This is a genomic window from Bradyrhizobium sp. SZCCHNR2028 (genome assembly GCF_032380995.1).
Lineage (GTDB): Bacteria > Pseudomonadota > Alphaproteobacteria > Rhizobiales > Xanthobacteraceae > Bradyrhizobium.
On sequence record NZ_JAUHJF010000016.1, the window covers coordinates 21,927 to 47,737 of the forward strand.

Annotated in this window: 20 protein-coding genes; 16 read left to right on the forward strand and 4 right to left on the reverse strand. The window is 65.8% G+C overall.

What is annotated here, in order from left to right; translation table 11 throughout:
* Positions 1 to 162: 162 nt before the first annotated feature.
* The 6 genes from QX121_RS22875 to QX121_RS22900 all read left to right on the forward strand — a co-directional run bounded on the left by QX121_RS22875 (position 163) and on the right by QX121_RS22900 (position 6,915).
* Complete coding sequence (locus QX121_RS22875) at positions 163 to 636, forward strand: DUF992 domain-containing protein (RefSeq protein ID WP_315733931.1); 474 nt, start codon at positions 163 to 165, stop codon at positions 634 to 636.
* Positions 637 to 812: 176 nt separating this feature from the next.
* Complete coding sequence (locus tag QX121_RS22880; RefSeq protein ID WP_315813107.1) at positions 813 to 2,861, forward strand: elongation factor G; 2,049 nt, start codon at positions 813 to 815, stop codon at positions 2,859 to 2,861.
* 203 nt (positions 2,862 to 3,064) lie between these two features.
* Positions 3,065 to 3,367, forward strand: a complete 303-nt coding sequence (locus QX121_RS22885) for a helix-turn-helix transcriptional regulator (RefSeq protein ID WP_315757334.1) — start codon at positions 3,065 to 3,067, stop codon at positions 3,365 to 3,367.
* A gap of 93 nt (positions 3,368 to 3,460) precedes the next feature.
* Positions 3,461 to 5,224 carry a SulP family inorganic anion transporter gene (locus QX121_RS22890; RefSeq protein WP_315784136.1) on the forward strand — a complete coding sequence of 588 codons (1,764 nt, stop codon included), beginning with the start codon at positions 3,461 to 3,463 and terminating at the stop codon, positions 5,222 to 5,224.
* A 126-nt stretch (positions 5,225 to 5,350) separates the two neighbouring features.
* Complete coding sequence (locus tag QX121_RS22895; RefSeq protein WP_315771871.1) at positions 5,351 to 6,193, forward strand: shikimate dehydrogenase; 843 nt, start codon at positions 5,351 to 5,353, stop codon at positions 6,191 to 6,193.
* A gap of 143 nt (positions 6,194 to 6,336) precedes the next feature.
* Positions 6,337 to 6,915 (forward strand): hypothetical protein, encoded by a 579-nt coding sequence (locus QX121_RS22900; protein WP_315798235.1) that lies wholly within the window; start codon positions 6,337 to 6,339, stop codon positions 6,913 to 6,915.
* A gap of 281 nt (positions 6,916 to 7,196) precedes the next feature.
* On the opposite strand, the gene QX121_RS22905 is transcribed toward QX121_RS22900, so the two are convergent.
* Positions 7,197 to 8,333, reverse strand: a complete 1,137-nt coding sequence (locus QX121_RS22905) for an alpha-hydroxy acid oxidase (protein WP_315733926.1) — start codon at positions 8,331 to 8,333, stop codon at positions 7,197 to 7,199.
* Positions 8,334 to 8,734: 401 nt separating this feature from the next.
* Between QX121_RS22905 and glmM the strand changes: the two genes are divergently transcribed.
* The 4 genes from glmM (at position 8,735) to QX121_RS22925 (ending at position 13,032) form a co-directional block, all read left to right on the forward strand.
* A complete protein-coding gene (glmM, locus tag QX121_RS22910) occupies positions 8,735 to 10,087 on the forward strand; it encodes a phosphoglucosamine mutase (RefSeq protein WP_315733925.1) in 1,353 nt (450 codons plus the stop codon).
* Between the two features lie 597 nt (positions 10,088 to 10,684).
* A complete protein-coding gene (locus QX121_RS22915; protein ID WP_315778051.1) occupies positions 10,685 to 11,530 on the forward strand; it encodes an outer membrane protein in 846 nt (281 codons plus the stop codon).
* A 190-nt stretch (positions 11,531 to 11,720) separates the two neighbouring features.
* Positions 11,721 to 12,548 (forward strand): outer membrane protein, encoded by an 828-nt coding sequence (locus tag QX121_RS22920; protein WP_315733923.1) that lies wholly within the window; start codon positions 11,721 to 11,723, stop codon positions 12,546 to 12,548.
* Positions 12,549 to 12,576: 28 nt separating this feature from the next.
* Positions 12,577 to 13,032, forward strand: a complete 456-nt coding sequence (locus QX121_RS22925) for a GNAT family N-acetyltransferase (RefSeq protein WP_315813108.1) — start codon at positions 12,577 to 12,579, stop codon at positions 13,030 to 13,032.
* Between the two features lie 5 nt (positions 13,033 to 13,037).
* Here the strand turns inward: QX121_RS22925 and QX121_RS22930 are convergent, their stop codons facing one another.
* Positions 13,038 to 13,889: an amidohydrolase family protein gene (locus QX121_RS22930; RefSeq protein ID WP_315813109.1), complete on the reverse strand. Its 852-nt coding sequence runs from the start codon at positions 13,887 to 13,889 to the stop codon at positions 13,038 to 13,040.
* Positions 13,886 to 14,872, reverse strand: coding sequence for an aldo/keto reductase (locus tag QX121_RS22935; protein WP_315813110.1), 987 nt, complete (start codon positions 14,870 to 14,872; stop codon positions 13,886 to 13,888). Before QX121_RS22935 ends, QX121_RS22930 begins: the two co-directional genes overlap by 4 nt.
* Before the next feature lie 103 nt (positions 14,873 to 14,975).
* Between QX121_RS22935 and QX121_RS22940 the strand changes: the two genes are divergently transcribed.
* The 6 genes from QX121_RS22940 (at position 14,976) to QX121_RS22965 (ending at position 24,329) form a co-directional block, all read left to right on the forward strand.
* Positions 14,976 to 15,266 (forward strand): hypothetical protein, encoded by a 291-nt coding sequence (locus QX121_RS22940; RefSeq protein WP_315733919.1) that lies wholly within the window; start codon positions 14,976 to 14,978, stop codon positions 15,264 to 15,266.
* A 144-nt stretch (positions 15,267 to 15,410) separates the two neighbouring features.
* Entirely contained in the window at positions 15,411 to 16,583 is a 1,173-nt protein-coding gene (locus tag QX121_RS22945; RefSeq protein WP_315813111.1) for a phosphoserine transaminase, read from the forward strand.
* Positions 16,584 to 16,858: 275 nt separating this feature from the next.
* Positions 16,859 to 18,448, forward strand: a complete 1,590-nt coding sequence (gene serA, locus QX121_RS22950) for a phosphoglycerate dehydrogenase (protein WP_315733917.1) — start codon at positions 16,859 to 16,861, stop codon at positions 18,446 to 18,448.
* 419 nt (positions 18,449 to 18,867) lie between these two features.
* Positions 18,868 to 20,535: a mucoidy inhibitor MuiA family protein gene (locus QX121_RS22955; RefSeq protein WP_315813168.1), complete on the forward strand. Its 1,668-nt coding sequence runs from the start codon at positions 18,868 to 18,870 to the stop codon at positions 20,533 to 20,535.
* A gap of 134 nt (positions 20,536 to 20,669) precedes the next feature.
* A complete protein-coding gene (gene ftsH, locus QX121_RS22960) occupies positions 20,670 to 22,526 on the forward strand; it encodes an ATP-dependent zinc metalloprotease FtsH (protein WP_315778055.1) in 1,857 nt (618 codons plus the stop codon).
* Positions 22,527 to 22,643: 117 nt separating this feature from the next.
* A complete protein-coding gene (locus QX121_RS22965; protein WP_315813112.1) occupies positions 22,644 to 24,329 on the forward strand; it encodes a methyl-accepting chemotaxis protein in 1,686 nt (561 codons plus the stop codon).
* Between the two features lie 73 nt (positions 24,330 to 24,402).
* Here the strand turns inward: QX121_RS22965 and QX121_RS22970 are convergent, their stop codons facing one another.
* The gene (locus QX121_RS22970; protein ID WP_315733914.1) at positions 24,403 to 25,758 is read right to left on the reverse strand and encodes an esterase-like activity of phytase family protein; all 1,356 of its coding nucleotides are present in this window, start codon (positions 25,756 to 25,758) and stop codon (positions 24,403 to 24,405) included.
* Positions 25,759 to 25,811: the final 53 nt, after the last annotated feature.

Sequence of the window (25,811 nt, forward strand, 5' to 3'; positions counted from 1 at the left end):
GTTCGGGCGAACGCGTCGCAATGGCCGGCGCGATGGCGCGTGCTGACGGCGCGGCGAATCTGGTGCGACTGTAAGGCTTGTGGCATAGATGTGATGCCCCGTGATCGTCAGTCCGATCGACGGGTCTGCATCACACGTTCATTTCAGCCGGAGTTTTTATTCATGCGCTCGACCATCCTCGCCGGGCTCGCTGCTGCGGTCGTCCTCTGCACCGGCGGCGCTGCCCAGGCGCAAGATCGCGTGCGGGTCGGCGTCCTCGAATGCCGCGGTGGCGCCAGCGTCGGCTTCATCGTCGGCTCGGTTACCCATCTCGGCTGCGTGCTGCGCGCCGACGGGCTGCCGGAGGATCGTTACGTCGCGACCATCCGCAAGGTCGGCCTCGATCTCGGCATCACCCAGGAATCGCTGCTGGCCTGGGTGGTCTATGCCCCGGTTGCACGGCTCGGGCCGGGCGATCTCTCCGGCGACTATGCCGGCGCACAGGGCTCGGCCGCCGTCGGCGTCGGCCTTGGCGGCAACGTGCTGGTCGGCGGCTCCGCCAACTCGATCGCGCTGCAGCCACTCAGCGTCCAGGGCCAGGTCGGCCTCAGCGTCTCGGCGGGGCTGCAAAGCCTCGAATTGCGCCCGGGTCGGTGATCTTCCCCTTGCCGTGAATAGCCGATCTTCCCGCCATCGTGCGGGAAGGCGGCGTGCTCCCCGCACTGCAGCGACGTTTTTCGCGGGCCCCCTGCTTGCCAAAGCGGCAGCCGAGGCAGAGCATTCGGCTTTGCCGACCCAATCAAGGGCCGAGCTCCACAACGAGGAGGCGGCGAATGGGACAAGACCTGAGAAGTCCCCGCGGTCCACGGTGCATTGCGCTGGTGGGCCCTTTCCAAAGCGGTAAAACCACTCTGTTGGAGGCGATTCTGGCGCGGACGGGCGTGATCCCGCGCGCGGGCAGCGTCGACGCCGGCACATCCGTCGGCGATGCCAGCCCGGAGGCGCGTCAGCACAAGATGAGCGTCGCCATGACGGCGGCGACTACGACCTTCATGGGCGACAGCTACACCTTCCTCGATTGTCCCGGCTCGATCGAATTCATCCACGACATGCGCGCGGCGCTGCCGGCGGTCGATGCCGCCATCGTGGTCTGCGAGGCCGACGAGAAGAAGCTGCCGCAATTGCAGATCATCCTGCGCGAGCTCGAGGAGCTGCGCATCCCGCGCTTCCTGTTCCTCAACAAGATCGACCGCGCCAATGCGCGCATCAGGGAGACGCTTGCCACATTGCAGCCGGCCTCGCGCGTGCCGCTGGTGCTGCGCCAGATTCCGATCTGGAACGGCGAGCTGATCGAGGGCTTCGTCGACCTCGCGCTGGAGCGCGCCTTCATCTATCGCGAGCACAAGGCGTCGGAAGTCGTTGGGCTCGAAGGCGGCGATCTCGACCGCGAGAAGGAGGCGCGCTTCTCGATGCTGGAGAAGCTCGCCGATCACGATGACGCGCTCATGGAGCAACTGCTGGAGGACATCCCGCCGCCGCGCGACGCCGTGTTCGACGATCTCGCGCGCGAATTGCGCGAGGGGCTGATCTGCCCGGTGCTGCTCGGCTCGGCGCTGCGCGAGAACGGCGTGCTGAGGCTGATGAAGGCGCTGCGCCACGAGGCGCCCGGAATCGCCGAGACCGCGCAGCGGCTCGGCGTGAAGGACACCAAGGAGGCGCTCGGCTATGTCTTCAAGACGCTGCATCTGCAGCATGGCGGCAAGCTGTCATTGACGCGGGTGCTGTCCGGCCATCTCGACGACGGCGCGACGCTGCATGCCGCCTCGGGCGAGGCGGTGCGCGTGTCCGGCATCCTGGCTGCCACCGGCGCCTATGACAGCAAGCGCGCGGGCGCCCAGGCCGGGGACACGGTGGCGCTCGGCAAGCTCGACGCGGTCAAGACCGGCGATACGGTTGCGACCGGCAAGACGGCACCGCCGCCGCTGGCAAAGGTCGAGGCGTGTCCACCCGTGCTGGCGCTCTCGATCGCCGCCGTGGACCGCAAGGACGACGTCAAGCTCGGCCAGGCCTTGCAGCGGCTCCACGAGGAGGATCCATCGCTGACGATGGTACAGAACCCGCGCACCCACGACACGGTGCTGTGGGGGCAGGGCGAGATGCATCTGCGCGTCGCGCTGGAGCGGTTGCGCGACCGTTTCGGCGTCAACGTGAAATCGCATCAGCCTGCGATCGGCTATCAGGAGACCATTCGCAAGCCGATCACGCAGCGCGGCCGCCACAAGAAGCAGTCCGGCGGTCACGGCCAGTTCGGCGACGTCGTGCTCGACATCAGGCCGCTGCCGCGCGGCGAAGGCTTCCGCTTTGCCGAGAAGGTGGTCGGCGGCGCGGTGCCGCGCAACTACATCCCGGCGGTGGAGGAGGGCGTTGTCGACGCAATGGCCCGCGGCCCCCTGGGCTTTCCGGTGATCGACGTCGAGGTCACGCTGACCGACGGCTCCTATCACAGCGTGGATTCGTCCGACCTCGCGTTCCGCACCGCGGCGCGGGTCGGCGTCGGCGAGGGGCTGCCGCAATGCCAGCCGGTGCTGCTGGAGCCGATTCACACCGTTGAGATCGTCTGCCCCACGGAAGCGACCGCCAGGATCAACGCGATCCTGTCGGCGCGGCGCGGCCAGATCCTGTCGTTCGACACCCGCGACGGCTGGCCGGGCTGGGATTGCGTCCGCGCGATGATGCCGGAGGCCGAGATCGGCGAGCTGATCGTCGAATTGCGCTCGGCCACGGCCGGCGCCGGCAGCTTCACTCGCCAGTTCGACCACATGGCCGAGGTGACGGGCCGCGCCGCCGACCACATCATCGCCTCCCACCGCGACGCCGCCTGAGCCGAACGCTCCGCGCCGAGCAGCACCGGCCCGTCATCCTCTCGGGATGGCGGGCCGGATCGCGTCGGGACCTTTGCTCGGGCGCGCAGGGAACAGTGGGCGAGGGCCGGTTCCAGCTTGCCTCCGAAAGCAATTTATGATGTATTTTACATCATTGTCTTTGTCTCAGACATCATTTATGGTGTCTGCTACGTGAGGCCATCGTGATCACGTCGTTCCAGATGCGAGCAGCCCGTGCGCTGCTCGGGATAGATCAGAGAACCTTGGCCGAGCTGGCCGGCGTGTCGCTGCCGACGATCCAGCGGATGGAAGCCTCCACGGGCAACGTCCGCGGCGTGGTGGACTCGCTGACCAAGGTCGTCGATGCGCTCAATCGTGCGGGCGTGGATCTGATCGGTGAGCATTCCCGCAGCGAGAATGGCGGGCGTGGTGTTCGCCTGAAGGACCCGGGGCCGCCCCGCCGCATGGGCCGTCAAACTGACATTGTGCGCGATGACGCGAGCTAGGCTCATCGCGCGGCACGGGGCCCCTGGGCGCTTCGTGTGGGACGCATCGTCGGCTGCGCCGCGGCCCGATGAGGCGACGGGAGCGTGATGGGCATGAGCATCGCAAACGAACACCGTTCGCACGGGCGGGTCGGACATCATGAGCCGACCTTCGCCGAGCTTTATTCCCCCAAACTCCTGACGGTCTTGCGCGAGGGCTACGGCCTCAGCGACTTTCGCGCCGACGCGCTGGCGGGCCTGACCGTGGCGATCGTGGCGCTGCCGCTGTCGATGGCGATCGCGATCGCCTCCGGTGTCTCGCCGGGGCGTGGTCTCTACACCGCCGTGATCGGCGGCTTCCTGGTCTCGCTGCTCGGCGGCAGCCGCTTTCAGATCGGCGGTCCCGCGGGTGCCTTCATCGTGCTGGTCGCTGCGACGGTCGATCGCCAGGGTCTCGATGGCCTGCTGATCGCGACGATGATGTCCGGCGTGATCCTGGTGATCGCAGGATATTTGCGGCTCGGCACCTACATCAAGTTCATTCCCTATCCGGTCACGGTCGGCTTCACCGCGGGCATCGCCGTCATCATCTTTGCCAGCCAGCTGAAGGATCTGTTCGGTATCACGCTTGCGGGCAAGGAGCCGGGCGAGCTGCTTCCGAAGCTCACGGCGCTCGCGCATGGCGCGCCGACCGCGAGCATGTCTGCGGTCGTGACGGCCGCGCTGTCGATCGCGATCATCATCGGCCTCAAGCATCTGCGGCCGACCTGGCCCGGCATCCTGATCGCGGTCGTGGTCGCGGCCATCATCACCTTCGCGCTGCAGCTTCCGGTCGAGACCATTGGGACGAAATTCGGCGGTATCCCGCGCGAGCTGCCGGCGCCGGCGTTGCCGGCGTTCTCGCTCGCCAAGGTCCAGGCGGTGTTCCCCGACGCGATCGCCTTCGCACTGCTCGGCGCCATCGAATCGCTGCTGTCGGCCGTCGTCGCCGACGGCATGACCGGCCGTCGCCATCGCTCGAACTGCGAGCTGGTGGCGCAGGGCTTTGCCAATGTCGGCTCGGCGCTGTTCGGCGGCATCTGCGTCACCGGCACCATCGCGCGCACCGCCACCAACGTTCGCGCCGGCGCACGCGGGCCGGTGTCGGGCATGCTGCATTCGCTGTTCCTGCTGGTGTTCATGCTGATCGCGGCTCCGCTCGCGAGCTACATCCCGCTGTCGGCGCTCGCCGCGGTGCTGGTGGTGGTGGCCTGGAACATGGCCGAGAAGCACGAGTTCGCCACCCTGATCCGATCGTCCTGGGGCGATGCCACGGTGTTGCTCGCGACCTTCGGGCTGACGGTCTTCCGCGATCTCACCGAGGGCATCCTGGTCGGCTTTGCGCTCGGCGCCGTGCTGTTCATCAACCGCATGGCGCAGATGACCGGCGTCGAGGACAGCACGCCGCTGGTCGCGCAGGACCGTGCGGATTTCGAGGACAGCGCGCGGGTGCCCTACAATCCCAAGCTCAGCACCGACAAGGACGTGCTGGTCTATCGCATCACCGGGGCGTTCTTCTTCGGCGCCGCCTCGACCGTTGGCACCGTGCTCGACTCGATCGCCGACCGCCGCAAAGCCTTCGTGGTCGATTTCGCCGCCGTGCCGTTCCTGGATTCGACGGCCGCCAACGCCATGAGCCGCGTCGCCGCCAAGGCCAGGCGCCAGGGCATCCGCCTGTTCATCACGGGCGCGTCGCCGACCGTGCGCCGGGCGCTGCTGACCCACGGCGTGCGGCCGCCGCTGGTGCGCTATCGCGAGACAATCGAGCGCGCCGTGGCCGACATCAAGGGCAAGGAGACGGCGCCGGCGGACGTCGCCGATGGGCTCGCCGCGAGCTGACACGCGACCTCAACGCCGCGTCGTCGTTGGGGCCATGGCGCCTCTCGGCCGCTGCGACGCTTTCCCGGGGGGCGACTGCCGAGCCCCAGCATTGACTCCAGCCGGGGCTTGTCCGATGTCACGGCCATGACCCTCGCCGCCAAACCCCGCGCTGCGTGCCTGATCGGCTGGCCTGCCGCGCATTCGCGCTCGCCTTTGATCCATCATCATTGGCTGCACGAGCTTGGCATTGCCGGCGGCTACACCATCGAGGCGGTGCCGCCGGAAGAGCTGGCGGACTTCGTCATGCATCTCGACCGTCGCGGCTTCGTCGGCGCCAACGTCACGATCCCGCACAAGGAGCGCGTGCTGGAGCTGAGCGAGCCGGACGCGCGTGCCCGCGCGGTCGGCGCGGCCAACACGCTCTGGTACGAGGACCGCATCCTGCGGGCCACCAACACCGACGTCGAAGGCTTCATCGGCAATCTGGATGCCGCCGCCCCAGGCTGGGACCGCACCGACGAGGCGCTGGTGCTTGGCTCCGGCGGCTCGGCGCGGGCCGTCGTGTTCGGCCTGCTCGAGCGCGGCATCGGCCGCGTCCACGTCATCAATCGCACCGCGGCGCGCGCACAAGCACTGGCTGATCAGTTCGGCAGCCATGTCGTTGCCGAAGGCTGGGACCGCGTCGGCGCGCTGCTGCCGCGCGCGGGCCTGTTCGTGAACACCACCTCGCTCGGCATGCACGGCCAGCCGCCGCTCGAGCTCGACGTCGAGCTGTTGCCGCAGCAGGCTGTCGTCGCCGACATCGTCTACGTGCCGCTGGAGACGCAGTTGCTCGCGGCGGCGCGGGCGAGGGGGCTGCGCACTGCCGATGGGCTCGGCATGCTGCTGCACCAGGCCGTGCGTGGCTTCGAATTGTGGTTCGGCCGCCGTCCGCAGGTCACGCCCGAGTTGCGCGCGCTGGTCGAGGCCGATCTCACAAGGGCTTGAACGCGGAATAAGCGCAGATGGTCGGCGTCTCATTGATCGAGCGTCCGCGTAGCCCCGCATTGGACGCGGATGATCTTCTCTCGCCCTCGGAGCCCTGCATGTCCGCTCGTCTCGTCCTGATCCGTTCCGTCGCTTCACTCGCCATGGTTGCGGCTGTATCCGCGCTCGCCATTGCCCAGCAGGCGCCGGTGCCGACGCGCGTGCGCGGCGCCATCGAAAGCGTCGACGCCGACATGATGACGGTGAAAGCCCGCAGCGGCGAGATCTTCAAGCTGCGCATGGCCGGTGATCTGCGCGTTTCGGGTGTCGTCAAGGCGCAGCTTTCCGACATCAAGCTGGGCTCGTTCATCGGCGCCACCACGGTGCCCGGCCCGGACGGCGCGCCGAAGGCGGTCGAGATCCACATTTTTCCCGAGGACATGCGCGGCACGGGCGAAGGCTCGCGGTCGTGGGACCTGAAGCCGAATTCGAGCATGACCAACGCCACCGTATCCGAAAGCTCGGTCTCGACCGACGGTCACTCGCTGCTCGTCAAATACAAGGGCGGCGAGAAGCGGGTCGACATCGCGCCGGACACGCCGATCGTGACCTTCGTGCCCGGCGACAAGTCCGAGCTGACGGCCGGCGCCAAGGTGATCGCCACCGTCAAGCCGTTGCCTGACGGCTCGCTCGAGACCAGCCGCGTCAGCGTCGGCCGCGATGGGCTGACGCCGCCGATGTGACCCAGCTCATCTGGAGCGTATGCCGCATCCTGACAAAAGGTGTCGTCCCTGCGAACGCAGGGACCCATAACCCCAGGATGGAGTGTCGGGGCACGCCAGGGTGTCTTAGTCTGAGCAGATGCCCAAACGCACCATGCAGTGGCGCGACCGCCCGAAATAACTGACAGCGGTGGCTATGGGTCCCTGCGTTCGCAGGGACGACAGCTTTTGCTTGGCAAGCGCTTCGGATCATCACGGTGTGAGACCAGCGTCATGCTTTGTCCCAACCGGTTAAGTGTCGATCAATCCGCCAGCACCTTCCGGTCGATCTCGGCCACCGTGTTGATGCCGCACAGGCCCATCGTCGTCAGCAGCTCGTTGCGGATGATGTCGATCGCCTTGGCGACGCCGGCCTGGCCGCCGGCGCCGAGGCCGTAGGCATAGGCGCGGCCGAGCATGCACGACTTGGCGCCGAGCGCGAGCGCGCGCATCACGTCCTGGCCCGAGCGGATGCCGCCGTCGAACATGATCTCGATCTTGTCGCCGACCGCTTCCGCAATGCCGGGTAGCACGTGGATCGAGGACGGTGCGCCGTCGAGCTGGCGGCCGCCATGGTTGGAGACGACAAGCGCCTGCGCGCCGGTCGCGGCCGCGAGCTTCGCGTCCTCGATGTCGTGGATGCCCTTGATGATCAGCTTGCCCGGCCAGATCGAGCGGATCCAGTCGACATCCTTCCAGTTCAGCGAAGTGTCGAACTGCGCCGCGGTCCAGGCCGAGAGCTTGGTGAGATCCTCGGTGTTCTTCACGTGGCCGGCGATGTTGCCGAAGGTGCGGCGCTTGCCCTGCAGCACGCCCTGCACCCAGGCCGGCTTGGTGGCGAAGTCGAACAGCTTCGACAGCGTCCATTCCGGCGGCACGCTCATGCCGTTCTTGATGTCCTGGTGGCGCTGGCCGATCACCTGCAGGTCGACGGTCAGGCATAGTGCGCTGCACTTCGCGGCGATGGCGCGCTCGACCAGGGCCTTGATGAAGCCGCGGTCCTTCATGACGTAGAGCTGGAACCAGAACGGCTTCTCGACACTGCCCGCGATGTCCTCGATCGAGCAGATCGACATCGTGCTCTGCGTGAACGGGATGCCGGCGGCCTGCGCGGCGCGGCAGGCGTGAATCTCGCCGTCGCCGTGCTGCATGCCCAGGAGGCCGACCGGCGCCAGGATCAGCGGCATCGATGACGGCTCGCCAAGGATCGTCGTCGACAGATCGCGCTTGGACACGTCGACCAGAATGCGCTGGCGGAATTTGATCTTCTGCAGATCGTCGCGGTTGGCCCGCAGCGTCTCCTCGGCATAGGAGCCGCGATCGGCGTAGTCGAAGAAGGCTTTGGGCACGCGGCGCTTGTGCAGCAGGCGCAGGTCTTCAATGCAGGTGACGTGTTTCATCGCGCTCTTCGACTCCCCACCGACGTCTCGTTTCTTCGGCTCGGCAGTCATCTAGCATCTTTGCGGCGCCTGCCAAATCCAACTTGGGAACCGCCACGGCGTCCGGGCAAGACACGCAAACTGCGAGCGTTCCGCAACAGGACGTCAGGGGCCGCCGGAGCGAGCACATTCCTGCTGCGGGGGCGCTCCGAGGGGGGCCCTCCGGAGCCGTCAGGTCGAGTGAAAAATTAGCCTTAACAATGGCTTGCGGCGGCCGTGGCGGTTTCGTGGTAATGATTGATCACATTTTTTGAATCCATCTTAGCTTTAAGGCGACTATAACCCGCGGGCTGACCGGAGGGGCTTGCCATGTGATTCGCCCCCGCCGGTAACGAAATCCAGAAGCCGTTGCTGGGGGTCATATGAGCCGTAACTATTTCGGGACCGATGGGATTCGTGGCCGCGCCAACGGCCTGATCACGCCGGAACTCGCGCTCAAGGTCGGGCAGGCCGCAGGTCTTCTGTTTCAGCGCGGCGAGCATCGCCACCGGGTGGTGATCGGCAAGGATACCCGCCTGTCCGGCTACATGATCGAATACGCGATGGTGGCCGGCTTCACCTCGGTCGGCATGGACGTGCTGCTGGTCGGCCCGATGCCGACGCCGGCGGTCGCCATGCTCACCAAGTCGATGCGCGCCGATCTCGGCGTCATGATCTCGGCCTCGCACAATCTGTTCGAGGACAACGGCATCAAGCTGTTCGGGCCGCAGGGCTTCAAGCTGTCAGACGATGTCGAGAAGCAGATCGAGCAGCTGCTGGACGAGTCGCTCGACAAGAAGCTGGCGCAGAGCGCGAGCCTCGGCCGCGCCCGCCGCATCGACGGCGTGCACGATCGCTACATCGAATTCGCCAAGCGCACCCTGCCGCGCGACCTCTCGCTCGACGGCCTGCGCGTTGTGGTCGATTGCGCCAATGGTGCGGCCTACAAGGTCGTGCCCGAGGCGCTGTGGGAGCTCGGTGCCGACGTGATCTCGATCGGCGTGGAGCCGGACGGCTTCAACATCAACAAGGAATGCGGCTCGACCTCGCCGGAGGCATTGTGCCGGAAGGTACGGGAAATGCGCGCCGACATCGGCATCGCGCTCGACGGCGACGCGGATCGCGTGATCCTGGTCGACGAGCGCGGCCACATCGTCGATGGCGATCAGCTGCTCGCGGTCATCGCGCAGAGCTGGAAGGAAGACGGCCGCCTGGCGCGCGCCGGCATCGTCGCGACCGTGATGTCCAATCTCGGTCTCGAGCGCTTCCTGCAGGGGCAGGGGCTCGAGCTGGTGCGCACGCCGGTCGGCGACCGCTATGTGCTCGAGCGCATGCTGGCCGACGGCTACAATCTCGGCGGCGAGCAGTCGGGCCATATCATTCTCTCGGACTACGCGACCACGGGGGACGGCTTCGTCGCCGCGCTGCAGGTGCTGGCGACGGTGCAGAGGCTGCGCCGTCCGGTCTCCGAGGTCTGCCATCGCTTCGATCCGCTGCCGCAGATCCTCAAGAACGTCCGCTATCGCAGCGGCAAGCCACTCGACGCGGACGAGGTGAAGTCGGCAATCGACACCGGACAGAAGCGCCTCAACGGCCATGGCCGACTGCTCGTGCGCTCCTCCGGCACCGAGCCGGTGATCCGCGTGATGGGCGAGGGTGACGACCGCGATCTGGTCGAGGAGGTCGTCGATGAGATCGTTGCTGCGGTCGGCAACGCGGCTGCGGCCGCCGCATAATCATCAACCGTCATATTCGGCCTTTGCGGCCTGCCATCATCGTCTGATGGCAGGCCGTTTTGTTGGCAGCTTGTCGTCCTGCGCGCGAGAGCGGTGGGCTCGGGTCTGCCGGCGCGATCCGCGGCTCGTCGTAAAGCGGGCAGGGGCCAGGACAGGGCGATGCATCGATGAAATCGGCCAATCGCGGCGGGCAAGTCTGCCAATCCGTTACGTCGTGCCCGGGCTTGACCCGGGCATCCACGACGTTCCTTCCGAGCGCAACAAGGACGGGGCTGGCCGAGACAGGCCGGCCACGACGATGTGGGAGCAGACGGCGCAAAACGCAGATCGCCATATGCGATCGCTCCGTCTGGAGAGAGGCGACGTCGACAATTTTAAGTTGAACTAATTAGTTGATGATTACTACGAAGACGAGACGGAGATGACGAATTGTTAGGAGGTGTTGCGCGGTCGTTAACGGTTCTTGTGCGCTCAGGAAATATCAACCTTAATAATTAGGGTTAAGCGCCGCTTAAGCATTTGGCGCGATTGTACGGTCGTCAGTTGTGATGTGGGGCCGGATTCTCGATCGCCTCACCGGCCAAAGGGACGAAGCCAATGCGTAGCGTTAAGTCTTTGATCGCCGCCGGAGCGGCCTCTCTGTTTTCAACTCTCGCCTTTGCGGCCGACATGCCCATCGCGCCTCCTCCGGTCTACGCGCCGCCGCCGGCGGCCGATTTCGGTGGCTGGTATCTGCGCGGCGACATCGGTTTCAGCAATCAAAAGGTCAAGGACGTTCATTACTCGCGCGAGTCCGCCTACACGCCGATGACGTCGTTCAACCAGACCTCGGCGTTCGACACCGCAGGCATCTACGGCGTCGGCGTCGGCTATCGCTTCAACAGCTGGTTCCGCGCCGACGTCACCGGCCAGTATCGCGGCAATTCGAACTTCAAGGCCACCGACCGCTTCAATGCAACGGCGGGCGGCGTGCCCTATAGCGGCATCGACAATTACAGCGGCAGCAAGTCCGAATGGCTGGTGCTCGCCAACGCCTATGTCGATCTCGGTACCTGGTGGTGCGTGACGCCGTTCATCGGCGCGGGTGTCGGCGGTGCGCGGGTGACGATTTCGAATTTCACCGACACGGGCATCAACAACCTGCCGTTCACGACCACGAGCTTCGCGACGGCGCCGACCTCCTCGAAATGGAATTTCGCTTGGGCGGCCCATGCGGGTCTCGCCTACAACGTCAATCCGAACCTGGTGTTGGAGCTGGCCTACAGCTACGTCGATCTCGGTCAAGGGCAGACCGGCGTCCTGTCCGACTATGTCGGCAACACCACCGGCAACGTCTTCAAGTTCAAGGACATCACCTCGCACGACCTGAAGCTCGGCGTGCGCTGGAATTTCGACCAGCCTCCGCCGCCCCCGATGATGCCGCCCTTGATCCGCAAGGGCTGAGCCGAGCGGTCCTCATCACTGTAAACAATCAAGCGGCGCGGGCCTCCCGCGCCGTTTGGCGTTTCTGATACCGCTGTTCGAACGCCTCCGCGCTGAAAGAATTTCCGTGCAGAGCGCTGCGACAACGAATGATTAAGGTTAACGCGCGATGATCGGAACAGAGAGTTCAAGTGCTGATTGGAGCGTTGCGATGCGTAGCCTGGTGGTGGCGGTTTCGGTGTGCGGCATGATCTCCGCGGCGCAGGCCGCGGATTTGTCCGACCTTCCGATCCTGCGGGGCGGCCTGACCGAGGGCCTGAACAATTCGCGGGTCAACTGGGACGGCTATTACGTCGGCGTCCAGGGCGGCTACGGCTCGTCCGATGAAAATTTCAACGGCTCGACCAAGAACATCACGGCGGCGGTGCTTGCCAACACGCTGATCGAGAGCCAGATGCAGGTATCGTCGTGGAACCCCAATCTCGGCAAGCAGTCCTCGCGCGCATCTGGCTTCGGCGCCTTCGTCGGCTACAACAGTCAGTGGGACGACGTCGTGCTCGGCGTCGAGGCGAGCTATCTGCATGGCAAGTATGGCGGCATGGCCTCTTCGAGCCGCACGCTTGTCAGCACGGCCGCACTGTCTGACGGCAACTTTCACGCCGTGACCTCGACGCAGTCCTCGCAGATATCGATCACCGACATGGCAACGATCCGGGGTCGTGCCGGCTATGCAATGGGCTGTTTCCTGCCTTATGGGTTCTTCGGCCTTGCGCTCGGCAATGCAGATCTCGGCCAGTCCGTGACGGTTCAGGATCGGGTCAGCACCACTTTTCTGGGGACCTACACGCCGCTCGCGCCGCTCAGCGCCAACAACATTCAGCACAATCACCTGATCTATGGCTACAGCGCCGGTCTCGGCGTCGACGTCAATCTCGTCGGCGGCCTGTTTGCGCGGGCCGAATACGAATACATCCGCTTCACCTCGACGGTCGACACCAGCATCAACACGGTGCGCGCGGGCCTCGGCTACAAGTTCTGAGCCGTTTGCAAGCCTGTCCTGAAAGCTCATGTCCATCATGATCCGGCCTGCGCAACGCGACGACGTCGGCGCCATTGTCGTCATGCTCGCCGACGATCATCTCGGCCGGGCGCGCGAGCGTGTCGAGCAGCCGTTGCTGCAGTCCTATTACGACGCGTTCGAGGCGATCGTGCGGGATGAGAATATCACCCTGGTCGTCGCCGTGGAGGCGGACAGGGTGGTCGGCTGCCTGCAACTCTGCATCCTGCCTGGGCTCAGCTCGCAAGGCGCATCACGGGCGCTGGTCGAGGACGTTCGGGTCGCAACCGACTGCCGCAGCCGGGGCATCGGCGAGCAGCTGCTGCAATGGGCGATTGCCGAGGCCCGCAGCCGGCGCTGCAATCTGGTCGAGCTCATGACGCATCAGAGCCGCACCGACGCACAGCGCTTCTATGAGCGGCTCGGCTTCGCCAAGAGCCATTTCGGCATGGTGATGCGGTTCTGATCTAATCAGAGCGGCAGGCGGTAGGCTGCGACGGCGTTCGGGCCGAAGGCCTTGTCGCGGACCTCGGCACCGAGCCGGGCCAGGCAGTGCTGGAGCGCCTGCTTGATTTCGCCATAGCTGCCGGCGAGCAGGCACACCGGCCAGTCCGAGCCGAAGATCAGCCTGTCGGCGCCGAAGCAGCGTGCGACGTGCGCGACATAGGGAAACAGCCGCTCGGCATCCCAGTCGGTCCAGACGGCTTCCGTCGCCAGCCCCGACACCTTGCACCAGACATTGCCGCAGGCCGCGAGCTCGGCGATGCGATCGGCCCAGTCCTGATCGAACCCGGTTACGATCGGCGGCTTGGCGGCGTGGTCCAGCACGAAGCGTGCTCTTGGAAACGCGCGCACGGTCGCGATCGCCGCCGGCAGCTCGCGCGTGCGCACCAGCAGATCGTAGGTCAGGTCGTGCGCGAACACGATGTCGAGGCCGCGCCTGACATCGCCGCGATAGATCCACGCCGGATCGGCCTCGTCATGGACCTGGTGGCGGATGCCGACCAGCCTGTCGCCGCCGGGCAGGCCGCGCAGCCTGTCGATCGTCGACCCTACCGATGGATCGCTCAGGTCGACCCAGCCGACGACACCGGCGACGAACGGCGTCGCGTGCGCGATGCGCAGGAATTCCTCGGTCTCGTCGAGCGACGACCGGGTCTGCACCAGGATGCTGGCCTCGATACCATTCTCGGCGAGCCGCGGAGCAAGGTCGGCAGGACCGAACGGACGGCGGATCGGCGCCAGCGCGTCCCCGGCCATCCACGGATAGTCGGCGCGACCGGGATCCCAGAAGTGCTGATGCGCATCGATGACGCGGCTCATGACGCCTCTCCCGGCAGCGGTGCGCGGGCATCGATCAGATTGCTGGCGCGCAGGTCGCGCCAGAACGTGTCGGGGATTCGCGCCTGCGCCAACGCGATGTTGTCGGCCGCCTCCTGCGCATTGCGCGCGCCCTGCAGGCCGACGGTGACGGCGGGATGGGCGAGACAGAACTGGATCGCGGCGGCCTTGAGCTCGGTGCCGTGTTGCTTGCACAGGGCGTCGAGCTGGCGCGCGCGGGCCACCAAGGCGGCATCGGCATCTTCGTAGTTGAACTTCGCCGGCCCGTAAGGATTGGCGAGGATGCCGCTGTTGTAGATGCCGCCGAGAATGATGGCGATGTTCTTCGCGCGGCAGATCGGAAACAGCGCCGTCAGCGCGCCCTGGTCGAGCAGCGTGTAGCGGCCGGCCAGGAGGAAGCAGTCGACCGGAACGGCCTCGGCGAAGCGCGCCAGCATCTCCGACTGGTTCATGCCGGCGCCGATCGCCTTGATGCTGCCGTCGTCGCGCAGCCGCTGCAGGGCACGGAAGGCGCCAGCCACGGCTTCGTCATAGTGGTCGTCGGGATCATGCACGAGCAGGATGTCGACGCGATCCAGGCCGAGCCGAACCAGGCTCTCCTCGACCGAACGCATCACGCCGTCGTAGGAATAGTCGAACTGCGGCCGCAGCGGCGGCGTGCCCTTATAGTGCGGATCTTCGCCCGACGCCGTCGGGTCCGGCCGCAGCAGCCGGCCGACCTTGGTCGAGATCACGTAGCTGTCGCGCGGCTGCCGGCGCAGAAACGCACCGAGCCTCTGCTCGGCGAGGCCGAAGCCGTAGAGCGGCGCGGTGTCGTAGAAGCGCACCCCGCGCGCCCACGCCGCAGCGATCGTGGCTTCGGCATCGCCATCGCTGACCGGCTCGAACAGGCCGCCGAGCGGCGCTGTGCCGAGGCCGAGGCGGGTGATGTCGAGCGGGCTCCTCCCGAGACGGACGCGTTCCATTGTTCTGTCCTTGTTGTTTGGCGCGTGCAGATCGCGTCATTGTGCATGGATGCGTTTGGCGAGACAATGACGTCGCTTGGTGCAGCACAACGAAGAGGGGACGATGTCGGCGATCAATCCACTCACGGCCTTCGGTGTCGTGCTGGCGACTGCAGCGACCGATGCGGTTTACGTCATGTTCACTTCGGCGGTCGTTGCCAAGCGGCGAGTGTCAGCGGCGACCTGGAGCTCGATCTGGTACATGCTGTCGTCCTTCGCCGTGATCAGCTACACCGAGAACTGGATCTACGTCGCGTTTGCGGCGGTCGGCTCCTGGATCGGCGCCTACGCTTCGATGACCTTCCTGCATCGTCCGCCGGCTGGTCAGGCGCCGGTCGGTGCCGCACCGGAATGAATTGCATTCGCTTGCATGCCAGCACGACTGCGTGAACGCCGACAAGAGGGCGCGAAGTTCCTTGACGCGGAACGACCCTTCCCGTATTCACGCCGGCGGGACACCTCCCCCCAACGGGAGGCTTACTATCTGGAAGGATAGACGATGACTGCAGCGAAGCCCTCGCAGCGGCCTGCCGTGCCGCATTTCTCCTCCGGCCCCTGCGCCAAGCGCCCCGGATGGACCTCCGAAAATCTCAAGGACGCTCCCCTCGGCCGCTCGCATCGCGCGAAGATCGGCAAGGCCAAGCTCAAGCAGGCCATCGAGCTGACGCGCGACGTTCTCGAAGTGCCAGCCGACTACAAGATCGGCATCGTGCCCGCATCCGACACCGGCGCGGTCGAGATGGCGCTATGGTCGCTGCTCGGTGCGCGGCCCGTCACCACGATCGCCTGGGAATCCTTCGGCGAAGGCTGGGTCAGCGACATCGTCAAGGAGCTCAAGCTCAAGGACGTCACCAAGCTGCACGCCGGTTATGGCGAGATCCCCGATCTGTCGAAAGTCGATCCGGCAAGCGACGTGGTCTTTACCTGGAACGGCACCACGTCGGGCGTGCGCGTCCCGAATGCCGACTGGATCAGCGCGAGCCGTGAAGGCCTGACGATCTGCGACGCCACCTCGGCCGCATTCGCGCAAGCCCTCGACTGGCCGAAGCTCGACGTCGTCACCTTCTCCTGGCAGAAGGCGCTTGGCGGCGAGGCCGCGCATGGCATGCTCATCCTCTCGCCGCGCGCGGTGGAGCGTCTCGAGACCTACAAACCGGCCTGGCCGCTGCCGAAGATCTTCCGCCTCACCAAGGGCGGCAAGCTCAATGCCGGCATTTTCGAGGGCGAGACCATCAACACGCCCTCGATGCTGTGCGTCGAGGACTATCTGGACGCGCTCAACTGGGGCAAGTCGATCGGCGGCCTCAAGGCGCTGATCGCCCGCGCCGACGCCAACACCAAGGTGCTGGCGGACTGGAAGGCGCGGACGCCGTGGATCGATTTTCTCGCCAAGGATCCCGCCATCCGCTCCAACACCTCAGTGTGCCTCAAGGTCGTCGATCCCGCGATCACATCGCTGTCGGCCGATGCCCAGGCGGAGTTCGCGAAGAAGCTGGTGTCGCTGGTCGAGAAGGAGAACGCCGGCTTCGACTTCGCGCACTACCGCGATGCGCCGGCCGGCCTGCGCATCTGGTGCGGCGCCACGGTGGAAGCGAGCGACGTCGCACTGCTGACGCAGTGGATCGACTGGGCATTCACCGAAGCCAAGGCCGCGCTGCCCAAGGCGGCCTGACCCACGCTCGTCGTGCCGTCATTGCGAGCGCAGCGAAGCAATCCAGGGCCACGAAGAAAGTCTGGATTGCTTCGTCGCTCCGCTCCTCGCAATGACGAAATTCAAGACGCGTAGGGTGGGCAAAGGCGCGAAGCGCCGTGCCCACCATCAACGTCAACCGACGCGAAAGACGGTGGGCACGCTGCGCTTTGCCCACCCTACGATTCGATTGCTTCCACCCATTCCGGCGCCGATGCGCTGTCCCTCTCTCGCGAGAGGCGTGAAGGAACATCGTCATGTCCAAACCCAAAGTTCTCATTTCCGATGCGCTGTCGCCGGCTGCCGTGCAGATCTTCAAGGATCGCGGCATCGAGGTCGACTTCCAGCCCAATCTCGGCAAGGACAAGGACAAACTCGCCGACATCATCGGCGACTATGACGGCCTTGCGATTCGCTCCGCGACCAAGGCCACGGCCAAGATCATCGAGCGCGCCAAGCGGCTCAAGGTGATCGGCCGCGCCGGCATCGGCGTCGACAATGTCGAGATTCCCGCGGCGACCGCCAAGGGCATCATCGTGATGAACACGCCGTTCGGCAATTCGATCACGACCGCCGAGCACGCGATCACGATGATGTTGTCGCTGGCGCGCGAGATCCCGCAGGCTGATGCCTCGACGCAAGCCGGCAAGTGGGAGAAGAACCGCTTCATGGGCGTCGAGATCACCGGCAAGACCCTGGGTGTGATCGGCTGCGGCAATATCGGCTCGATCGTCTGCGACCGTGCGCAGGGCCTGCGCATGAAGGTGATCGGCTTCGATCCGTTCCTCACCGAGGAGCGCGCGCTCGATCTCGGCGTCGAGAAGGTCGAGCTCGAGGAGCTGCTGAAGCGCGCCGACTTCATCACGCTGCACACGCCGCTGACCGACAAGACCCGCAACATCATCGATGCCGCGGCGATCGCCAAGATGAAGCAGGGCGTGCGCATCATCAATTGCGCGCGCGGCGGCCTGATCGACGAGCAGGCGCTGCTCGAGGCCCTCGACAGCAAGCATGTCGCGGGTGCGGCGCTCGACGTGTTCGCCGAGGAGCCGGCGACCAGCAATCCGCTGTTCGGTCATGCCAATGTGATCTGCACGCCGCATCTCGGCGCTTCGACCACGGAAGCGCAGGAGAACGTCGCGCTGCAGATCGCCGAGCAGATGTCGGACTACCTGCTCACCGGCGCGATCTCGAACGCGATCAACTTCCCGTCGATCACCGCGGAAGAAGCGCCCAAGCTGAAGCCGTTCATCGCGCTCGCCGAGAAGCTCGGCTCGTTCGCGGGCCAGCTCACCGAGAGCAGCATCACCAAGATCCAGATCACCTATGAAGGCCACGTCGCCGAGATGAAGACCCGGGCGCTGACCTCGGCGGTGCTGGCCGGGCTGCTGCGGCCGATGCTGGGCGAGGTCAACGTCGTGTCGGCGCCGGTGATCGCCAAGGAGCGCGGCATGATCGTCGACGAGGTGCTGCGCGCCGGCGAGAGCGACTATGAGAGCCTGATCACGGTCGCGGTCACCACCGAGCACCAGGAGCGCGCGGTGTCGGGCACGGTCTACGCCGACGGCAAGCCGCGTCTCGTCGACATCAAGGGCATCCGTGTCGACGCCGAGTTCGGCAAGTCGATGATCTACGTCACCAACGAGGACAAGCCGGGCTTCATCGGCAAGTTCGCAAGCCTCCTGGGCGACGCCAAGATCAACATCGCGACCTTCCATCTCGGCCGCGTGGCGCCGGGCAGCGACGCGATCGCGCTGGTCGAGGTCGACGGTGCGGTGCCGGCCGAGCTGCTCGGCAAGATCCAGGCATTGCCGCAGGTCAAGCAGGCCAAGGCGCTGGCGTTCTGATGACGCGCTAGAGCGCGCGGTGCTTCTTGGTTGAATCGACTTAGCCGCTGGCCCAGTTCACCTCTCCCGCTTGCGGGGGAGGTCGGCGCGAAGCGCCGGGTGGGGGCTCCCTCCACTCGGGCAGCCTCAATTGAGGAGACACCCCCACCCCAGCCCTCCCCCGCAAGCGGGAGAGGGAGCACACATCCTTCGCGGTTCGCAACCAGACCTCAACTCTTCACGCGCTGGGCCAAATTGACCGACCGGAAAGGGGCAGCACGGCACCGTGGCCGTGCTGCCCTTTTTTTGCTTGGCGGAATTTCAACGGCAAGCTTTGCGGTCGCGCGATTTGAACCCGCGGACCTCTCGTGGCGTCTAACGCCCCGCAAGGGACCGGCTCCTCCGGTTCTCAGGGCTGGGATACGGAGAGATCGATGGCAATGCGAACGACGTGGCTGGTTACGACAACTCTCGTTCTCGGTGCCTCGCTGGCGGCGGCGCCGGGCCATGCTGCAAACCTCGACACGACGTCCACCGTTGATGCCGTCACCGTGTATCCCGACGGCGCGACCGTGACCCGGGTCATCTCGCTCGACCTTCCCGCCGGCGACACGACGGCGATCGCCAAGGACTTCCCGCTCGGACTCGATGCGTCCTCGCTTCGTGTGGAAGGCGAGGCCGGCGCCAAGCTCGTGATCGGCACCGTCGACGCCAAGCCACCGCGTGCGGCGCCGCCCGTCAACCTGCCCGACATCGACAAGCGCATCGAAGCGCTGAAGGACGAGCGCGCCAATCTCGATGGCACGATCGCCGCGGCCCTGGCGCGCAAAAAGTTTGCCGAGCGTTTTGCCGAGGCGTCACCGGCCGGGCTCGGCGAGAAGGGCGAGGCGCGTCCGATCACAGAATGGCGTGCCGCGTTCGCCGCCGTTGCCGACGAGGTTGGACAGGCCGACGCGGCGATCCGTGATGCCGAGCGCAAGCAGCGCGAGATCGATCGCGAGATCGCGCGCCTGCAGGAGAATCTCACGACGAAGCCCCCGAGCAAGCTGGAGGTGCGGATCGAATTGTCGGCTGCGGCAGCGACCAAGGCGACCTTGCGCGTGACCTACGCGGTGCGCAACGCCCGCTGGGTGCCGCTCTACGACGCGCGTCTCGACACGACGGCGAAGGACCGCAAACCGGCTCTCGAACTGGTGCGACGCGCCGAGATCCAGCAGGCCACCGGGGAGGACTGGTCCGAGGTCGCGCTGACGGTTTCGACGGTGCGGACCGGACGCGGCGGCAGCGCGCCCGAGCTCAGGACGATCATCGCGCAATATCCGCCGCCGCCACAGCCAGCGCCGAAGCCGGCCGCCGTCAGCGCCGCGCGAGGACTCATGGAGAGCCGACAGGAGTTTCGCTTTGGCGGAGGGACGACGTTCGGAGATGTCGCGGACAAGGCCGTCGAGCAGCAGACGGTTGCGGAGATCAGCGCCTTTCAGACCGTCTTCCACCTCCCCGGACGCGTCAGCGTCGGTGCCAATGATGGCGCGAAGAGCCTGCGTATTTCTACCGCGATGATCACGCCCGAACTGACGATCCGTTCGGCGCCTGTCATCGATCCCACCGCCTACCTCGAAGCGAGCTTCCCGCAGAACGAGGAGGCACCGCTGCTGCCGGGCAAGGTCTCGATCTATCGCGACGGCATGTTCGTCGGCACCAGCAGACTGGCGTCGGCCGGCAAGGACGAGGTCGTTCATGTCGGCTTCGGGGCCGACGACAAGGTCAAGGTCGAGCGCAGCGTCGTCAAGCGCAACGAAGGCTCGGCCGGCCTGATCGTGACGACGGCGAAGATCGACGAGCGCGCCTTCAAGACGACGGTCCGCAACGCTCACGACTTCCCGGTGAAGGTCGCGATCCAGGATCAGCTGCCGGTCAGCGAGAACGAGGAGATCGTGGTCGAGATGCTGTCCGCGACCACGCCGCCGACGTCGACGAACGTGCGCGATCGCCGCGGCGTCGTCGAATGGGTCATCGACGCCAAACCGGGCGAGGCCAAGGATATCGCCTTCGCCTGGCGGGTGCGCTGGCCGAAGGACAAGTCGATCGTGATGCAGCCGTCGGGTTGAAGCGGGGCGTGAGGCCACGGGCCGGCGCCGTTTGATCCATGACAAGCCGCCCGGTCCCGCTCCTGTTATGCGCGTGGGAACCCGTTCGATCACGTCCTGTCCGGCCGTGATCGAACTCGACCGAGAGCGCCGCCATGGAATCCGACCCGAACACCCGCAAGCAGGCCGTCGCCGTCGGCTACATCTTCCTCGCCGGCGTCGGCATGCTGCTGCTGCAATGGCTGCTGACGACCTACAACACGGTCGAAACCATTCCCTATAGCCAGTTCGAGCAGCTGATCGAGCAGGGCAAGATCACCGAAGTGGCGGTTGGCCAGGACACGATCCAGGGCAAGTTCAAGGACAAGCAGCCGGACGGCAAGACCTCGTTCATCACCACGCGTGTCGATCCGCCGTTGGCGGCGAAGCTTGCCGCGAAGGGCGTGACGGTGACCGGCGTACCCTCGGGCGGGCTGATTCAGGCGCTGCTGTCCTGGGTCGTGCCGGCGCTGATGTTCTATCTGATCTGGGTGTTCCTCGGCCGCAAGGTGATGGACCGCCAGGGCTTCGGCGGCCTGATGTCGATCGGCAAGTCGCGCGCCAAGGTCTATGTCGAGACCGACACCAAGGTGACCTTCGCCGATGTCGCTGGCGTCGACGAGGCCAAGTTCGAGCTGCAGGAGGTCGTGCAGTTCCTGAAGGATCCGAAGAGCTATGGCCGGCTCGGCGCACACGTGCCCAAGGGCATCCTGCTGGTCGGCCCGCCCGGCACCGGCAAGACGCTGCTCGCGCGCGCCGTCGCGGGCGAAGCGGGTGTGGCGTTCTTCTCCATCTCCGGATCCGAATTCGTCGAGATGTTCGTCGGCGTCGGCGCCGCGCGGGTGCGCGACCTGTTCGAGCAGGCGCGCAAGGCCGCGCCCTGCATCATCTTCATCGACGAGCTCGATGCCCTCGGGCGCAGCCGAAGCGGCGGTGGCCAGTTTGGCGGCTACGACGAGAAGGAGCAGACGCTCAATCAATTGCTGGCGGAGCTCGACGGCTTCGACCCAAGCTCCGGCGTCATCCTGCTCGCCGCGACCAACCGGCCGGAGATCCTCGATCCCGCACTCATGCGCGCTGGCCGCTTCGATCGCCAGGTGCTGGTCGACCGTCCCGACAGGGGCGGGCGGCTTGCCATTCTCAAGGTGCATGTCCGCAAGATCACGGTCGCCGACAGCGTCGATCTCGACAAGGTCGCGGCCCTGACGACCGGCTTCACCGGCGCCGACCTCGCCAACCTGATCAACGAGGCTGCGATCGCGGCGACGCGCCGCAAGGGCCACGAGGTGACGTTCGACGATTTCACGATGGCGATCGAGCGCATCGTCGCCGGCATCGAGAAGAAGAGCCGCGTGCTCAGTCCCGCCGAGCGCCGCCGCGTCGCCTATCACGAGATGGGGCACGCGCTGGTCGCAGCCAATCTCGTCGGCGTCGATCCGGTGCAGAAGGTCTCGATCATTCCGCGCGGCGTCGGCGCGCTCGGCTACACGATGCAGCGCCCGACCGAGGATCGCTTTCTGCTCGCGGTCAGCGAATTGAAGAACCGCATCGCCGTGCTGATGGGCGGACGGGCTTCCGAGCAGTTGATCTTCGACGGCGACGTCTCGACCGGTGCCGCCGACGATCTGCAGCGCGCGACCGAGATCGCGATCGAGATGGTCACCAAATACGGGATGGATGCGACCGTCGGGCAGCGCACATACGCGCCGCGTCCACAGGTCTCGTTCCTGCAGCCACAGGATCAGATCGTGTCGGCGGCGGAGGAGACCGGCCGCGAGATCGATCTCGCCGTGCGGGATCTGATCGCAGACGGCGGCGCCCGCGCTCGCGCGATCCTCGAAAGCCATCGCCCGGACCTCGAGCGCGGCGTCGCGCTCCTGATCGCCAAGGAGACGCTGACCGCCGAGGAGTTTGCGCCGTTGCGGCCGGCCTCCGCTGCGGTCCCGGTCCGGGATGCCGTTGTCTCGAGCTGATCCGGGTTTCTACGGGGGGTGTTCGCAACCGAAATCTAACCATCGCCTGATCAGTTGACCAGCAGCTCACCTTGACAGATCGAGGTCGTCGATCGGGGACCGGGCGGAGTTCGTTACGTGCTGCTAAATAACCTGAAGATCGCCCCCAAGCTCGCCATCGTCGTCGGCGTGGCGATGCTGGGCCTTGCCGCGGCCGGTACGTTTGCCGGCACTCTGATGCAAAAGGAGATGGTCGACGCCCGCATCGAACAGTGCCGGGCGATCGTCGAGACCGCGCGTAACATGGCCATGGGCCTCATCAAGGAGGTCGAAGCCGGCAAGCTGACGAAGGAGGCCGCGCTCGACGAGTTCGTCAATCGCGCGAGAACGATGACCTTTGACAAGGGCATGGGTTATCTGTTCGCCTACACGATGGACGGCAATGTGGTGTTGTCCCAGGATCCGAAGCAGCGCGGCTCGAACGTGATCGATTTCGAGCTCAACGGCCGTAAGCTCGTCGTCGAGCTGCGCGACGGCGTTGCCAAGGATGGCGAAGTCACCTTGCACTACGAATACCTGCGCCCCGGCCAGGAGCAGCCGACCCGCAAGATCTCCTATGCGGTGATGATTCCCGGCTGGAATACGTTCGTGGGCACCGGCGTCTATGTCGACGATCTCGATGCGAAGATGAAGCCCCTGAAATGGCTGATCTGGATGGCCTGCGCGGGCATCGCGGTCATCGCCGGCGGGATCGCCTGGCTGATCAGCCGCAGCATCAGCGTGCCGCTCGATCGTCTCGGCATCCGCATGCGCGAGATCGCAGATGGCCGGCTCGATGGCGAGATTCCCGGTGTCGGCCGCGGCGACGAGATCGGCGGGATGGCCGCCACCGTCCAGATCTTCAAGGACAACGCGCTGCGGATGCGCGAGCTCGAGCAGGCCGAGGCCGCCACCCAGCAGCGCGCGGCCGCCGAGCGGACCGCGGCCATGCAGAACCTCGCCGCCGACTTCGAGCGCAGCGTCAACGGCATCGTCCGCTCGGTGGCGTCGGCGGCCGAGAGCATGCAGCACACCGCGCAATCGATGACCTCGACCGCGAGCGATGCCAGCTCGCGCGCCTCGACCGTCAGCGCCGCCACCCAGAGCGCCAATGACAATGTCGGCACGGTCGCGGCCGCGGCCGAAGAGCTGTCGAGCTCGGTCAATGAGATTTCGCGCCAGGTCGCCCGTTCCAGCGAGATTGCGAGCAAAGCCGTGGGCGACGCGGAGCGCACCAATGCGACCGTTCAGGTGCTGTCGACCGGCGCCGAGAAGATCGGCGAGGTCGTCAAGCTGATCCATTCGATCGCGGCGCAGACCAACCTGCTGGCGCTGAACGCCACCATCGAAGCCGCGCGCGCCGGCGAGTCCGGCAAGGGCTTTGCCGTCGTCGCCTCGGAGGTGAAGGCGCTCGCCAACCAGACGGCGAAGGCGACCGAGGAGATTTCGGCACAGGTCGCGGCGATGCAGACCTCGACCCAGGATGCGGTCACCGCCATCAGCGGCATCACCCAGACCATCGCGCAGATGAGCGAGATCACCAATTCGATCTCGACCTCGATCGCGCAGCAGGGCGACGCGACGCGCGAGATCGCCCGCAACATCCAGTCCGTCGCTGCAGGCTCCAACGAGATCAGCGCCCATATCGGCGGCGTCACCAAGGCGGCGGAAGCGACCGGCATGGCTGCCTCCGAAGTGCTGTCGAGCGCGCGCGAGCTCGACAGCCAGTCGGGCCTGCTGCAGCAGGCCGTCGATGGCTTCATGGCGAAGGTGCGAACGGCCTGATCAGGTCAGGGCGCGCCGTTGATCCGGGGCTCTCGGATCAACGGCGGCCGTCAAGTCGTAGGCGTGCCAGCCGTCACTTGGCTTTGAGGAAGTCGCCGACCTCCAGCAGCACGAACTCGTTGTCGTCGGCCTTGTTGGGATCCCGGCTGGACGAGAACGGCAGGTTGTTGTCGTTGCCGACGATGATGTGGGTGTCGTCGACGCGGTCGACATTCTCGATCGTGAAGAACGGGAAGGCGAGCACGCCGTCGTTGAGCGGCTTGCGCGCCTTTTTGTCCGGATCCTTGATCTTCATCAGGTCGATAGAGGCGATCTTGCGGACCGGCTTGCCGACGTTGGCGTCGGACAGCTCGATCTTGTAGACGCGCTTGAACTTGGCGAGATCGGGAAAGCAGTTGCCGCCGCGCGTGCCCTGCGGGCAGGCCTTGTCGCTGGTGCCCTCGCCATTGTCGCGCTCGATGATCAGACCCTGGGTCGGATCGATCATGTTGAAATCGCCGATGGCGTTGCCGTTCTGCTCGAACACATACTGCCAGTAGCGGCCGGTGAACTTCTCCGCGGCGACGTCGAATTCGAGGATGCGCGAGGCTTCCTTGCCGTCGACCTTCTCCCAGTCCTTCTTGTCGGTGTCCCACAGCGGACCTTCGAGCAGGCCATAGATGAACTTGCTGTCCACCGACGACGCAAAGCCTTCATATCCCTTCGAGCGCCGCAGGTTGACGTTGGTATAGGTGGCGCCGGGCGCGGCCGGCGACTGCACCGCCCAGTGGTCGGGCGAGCGCACCGGCTTGCCGTCCGCGATCGTTTCAAACACGGCAAGCACCTTGCCGGTCCTGTCGGCCTTGATGACGTAGGGACCGAATTCGTCGCCGATCCAGAGATTGTCGCCGATGATCTGGAAGCCCTCGGTATCGAAATCGGCGCCGGTCAGGTAGCGCTTGGAAGTGTCCTCGTGCACGATGCGGAAGGGCACCTTCTTGTCGGGATCATGCAGGAAGATCGTCTCGAGCCGCTCGACCTTGCCGCTGGTCCAGTCGATCTTGTGGTGGTTCAGATAGAGCATCGAGTCGGGCGAGTTGTAGCGCGAGCCCATGCCGTTGTCGGTGAGGACCCAGAACGTGCCGTCGGCCATCTTCTTGATGCCGGAGTGGCCCTGGAGAGGTTGTCCCTTGAACGGGAGCGACACCCCGGTCGGACGCTCATAGGACTTGCCCATCACGCTGCCGATCGCGTCGATGCGCTTGCCGGTGGTGTATTTGCCGGAGGTCTTGAGATCGTTCGGGGCATCGGCCGGCGCCTCGACGAAGGACTCGGCCGGCATCACGGCATGGCCGGAGAGCGTCGCCGGGAATTCGCCTTCGCCCTGGGCGAATGCGGAGCCGGCGCTGAGGACCATCGCGGCCACGGTGGTAAGAAGATATCGATGCATGAAAAGCCTCCTGGGAGCTTGAACACGCGCCGTTCTGAACAGGAGGCCTGACG

What these genes read in the sequence shown, in the direction of transcription:
- QX121_RS22955 (WP_315813168.1), top strand. Translation starts at nt 18,868, where the DNA reads ATGCGAACGACGTGGCTGGTTACGACAACTCTCGTTCTCGGTGCCTCG.
- QX121_RS22895 (WP_315771871.1), top strand. Translation starts at nt 5,351, where the DNA reads ATGACCCTCGCCGCCAAACCCCGCGCTGCGTGCCTGATCGGCTGGCCT.
- ftsH (WP_315778055.1), top strand. Translation starts at nt 20,670, where the DNA reads ATGGAATCCGACCCGAACACCCGCAAGCAGGCCGTCGCCGTCGGCTAC.
- serA (WP_315733917.1), top strand. Translation starts at nt 16,859, where the DNA reads ATGTCCAAACCCAAAGTTCTCATTTCCGATGCGCTGTCGCCGGCTGCC.
- QX121_RS22875 (WP_315733931.1), top strand. Translation starts at nt 163, where the DNA reads ATGCGCTCGACCATCCTCGCCGGGCTCGCTGCTGCGGTCGTCCTCTGC.
- QX121_RS22880 (WP_315813107.1), top strand. Translation starts at nt 813, where the DNA reads ATGGGACAAGACCTGAGAAGTCCCCGCGGTCCACGGTGCATTGCGCTG.
- QX121_RS22905 (WP_315733926.1), bottom strand. Translation starts at nt 8,333, where the DNA reads ATGAAACACGTCACCTGCATTGAAGACCTGCGCCTGCTGCACAAGCGC.
- QX121_RS22890 (WP_315784136.1), top strand. Translation starts at nt 3,461, where the DNA reads ATGAGCATCGCAAACGAACACCGTTCGCACGGGCGGGTCGGACATCAT.
- QX121_RS22915 (WP_315778051.1), top strand. Translation starts at nt 10,685, where the DNA reads ATGCGTAGCGTTAAGTCTTTGATCGCCGCCGGAGCGGCCTCTCTGTTT.
- QX121_RS22940 (WP_315733919.1), top strand. Translation starts at nt 14,976, where the DNA reads ATGTCGGCGATCAATCCACTCACGGCCTTCGGTGTCGTGCTGGCGACT.
- QX121_RS22925 (WP_315813108.1), top strand. Translation starts at nt 12,577, where the DNA reads ATGTCCATCATGATCCGGCCTGCGCAACGCGACGACGTCGGCGCCATT.
- QX121_RS22920 (WP_315733923.1), top strand. Translation starts at nt 11,721, where the DNA reads ATGCGTAGCCTGGTGGTGGCGGTTTCGGTGTGCGGCATGATCTCCGCG.
- QX121_RS22970 (WP_315733914.1), bottom strand. Translation starts at nt 25,758, where the DNA reads ATGCATCGATATCTTCTTACCACCGTGGCCGCGATGGTCCTCAGCGCC.
- QX121_RS22900 (WP_315798235.1), top strand. Translation starts at nt 6,337, where the DNA reads ATGGTTGCGGCTGTATCCGCGCTCGCCATTGCCCAGCAGGCGCCGGTG.
- QX121_RS22935 (WP_315813110.1), bottom strand. Translation starts at nt 14,872, where the DNA reads ATGGAACGCGTCCGTCTCGGGAGGAGCCCGCTCGACATCACCCGCCTC.
- QX121_RS22930 (WP_315813109.1), bottom strand. Translation starts at nt 13,889, where the DNA reads ATGAGCCGCGTCATCGATGCGCATCAGCACTTCTGGGATCCCGGTCGC.
- QX121_RS22945 (WP_315813111.1), top strand. Translation starts at nt 15,411, where the DNA reads ATGACTGCAGCGAAGCCCTCGCAGCGGCCTGCCGTGCCGCATTTCTCC.
- glmM (WP_315733925.1), top strand. Translation starts at nt 8,735, where the DNA reads ATGAGCCGTAACTATTTCGGGACCGATGGGATTCGTGGCCGCGCCAAC.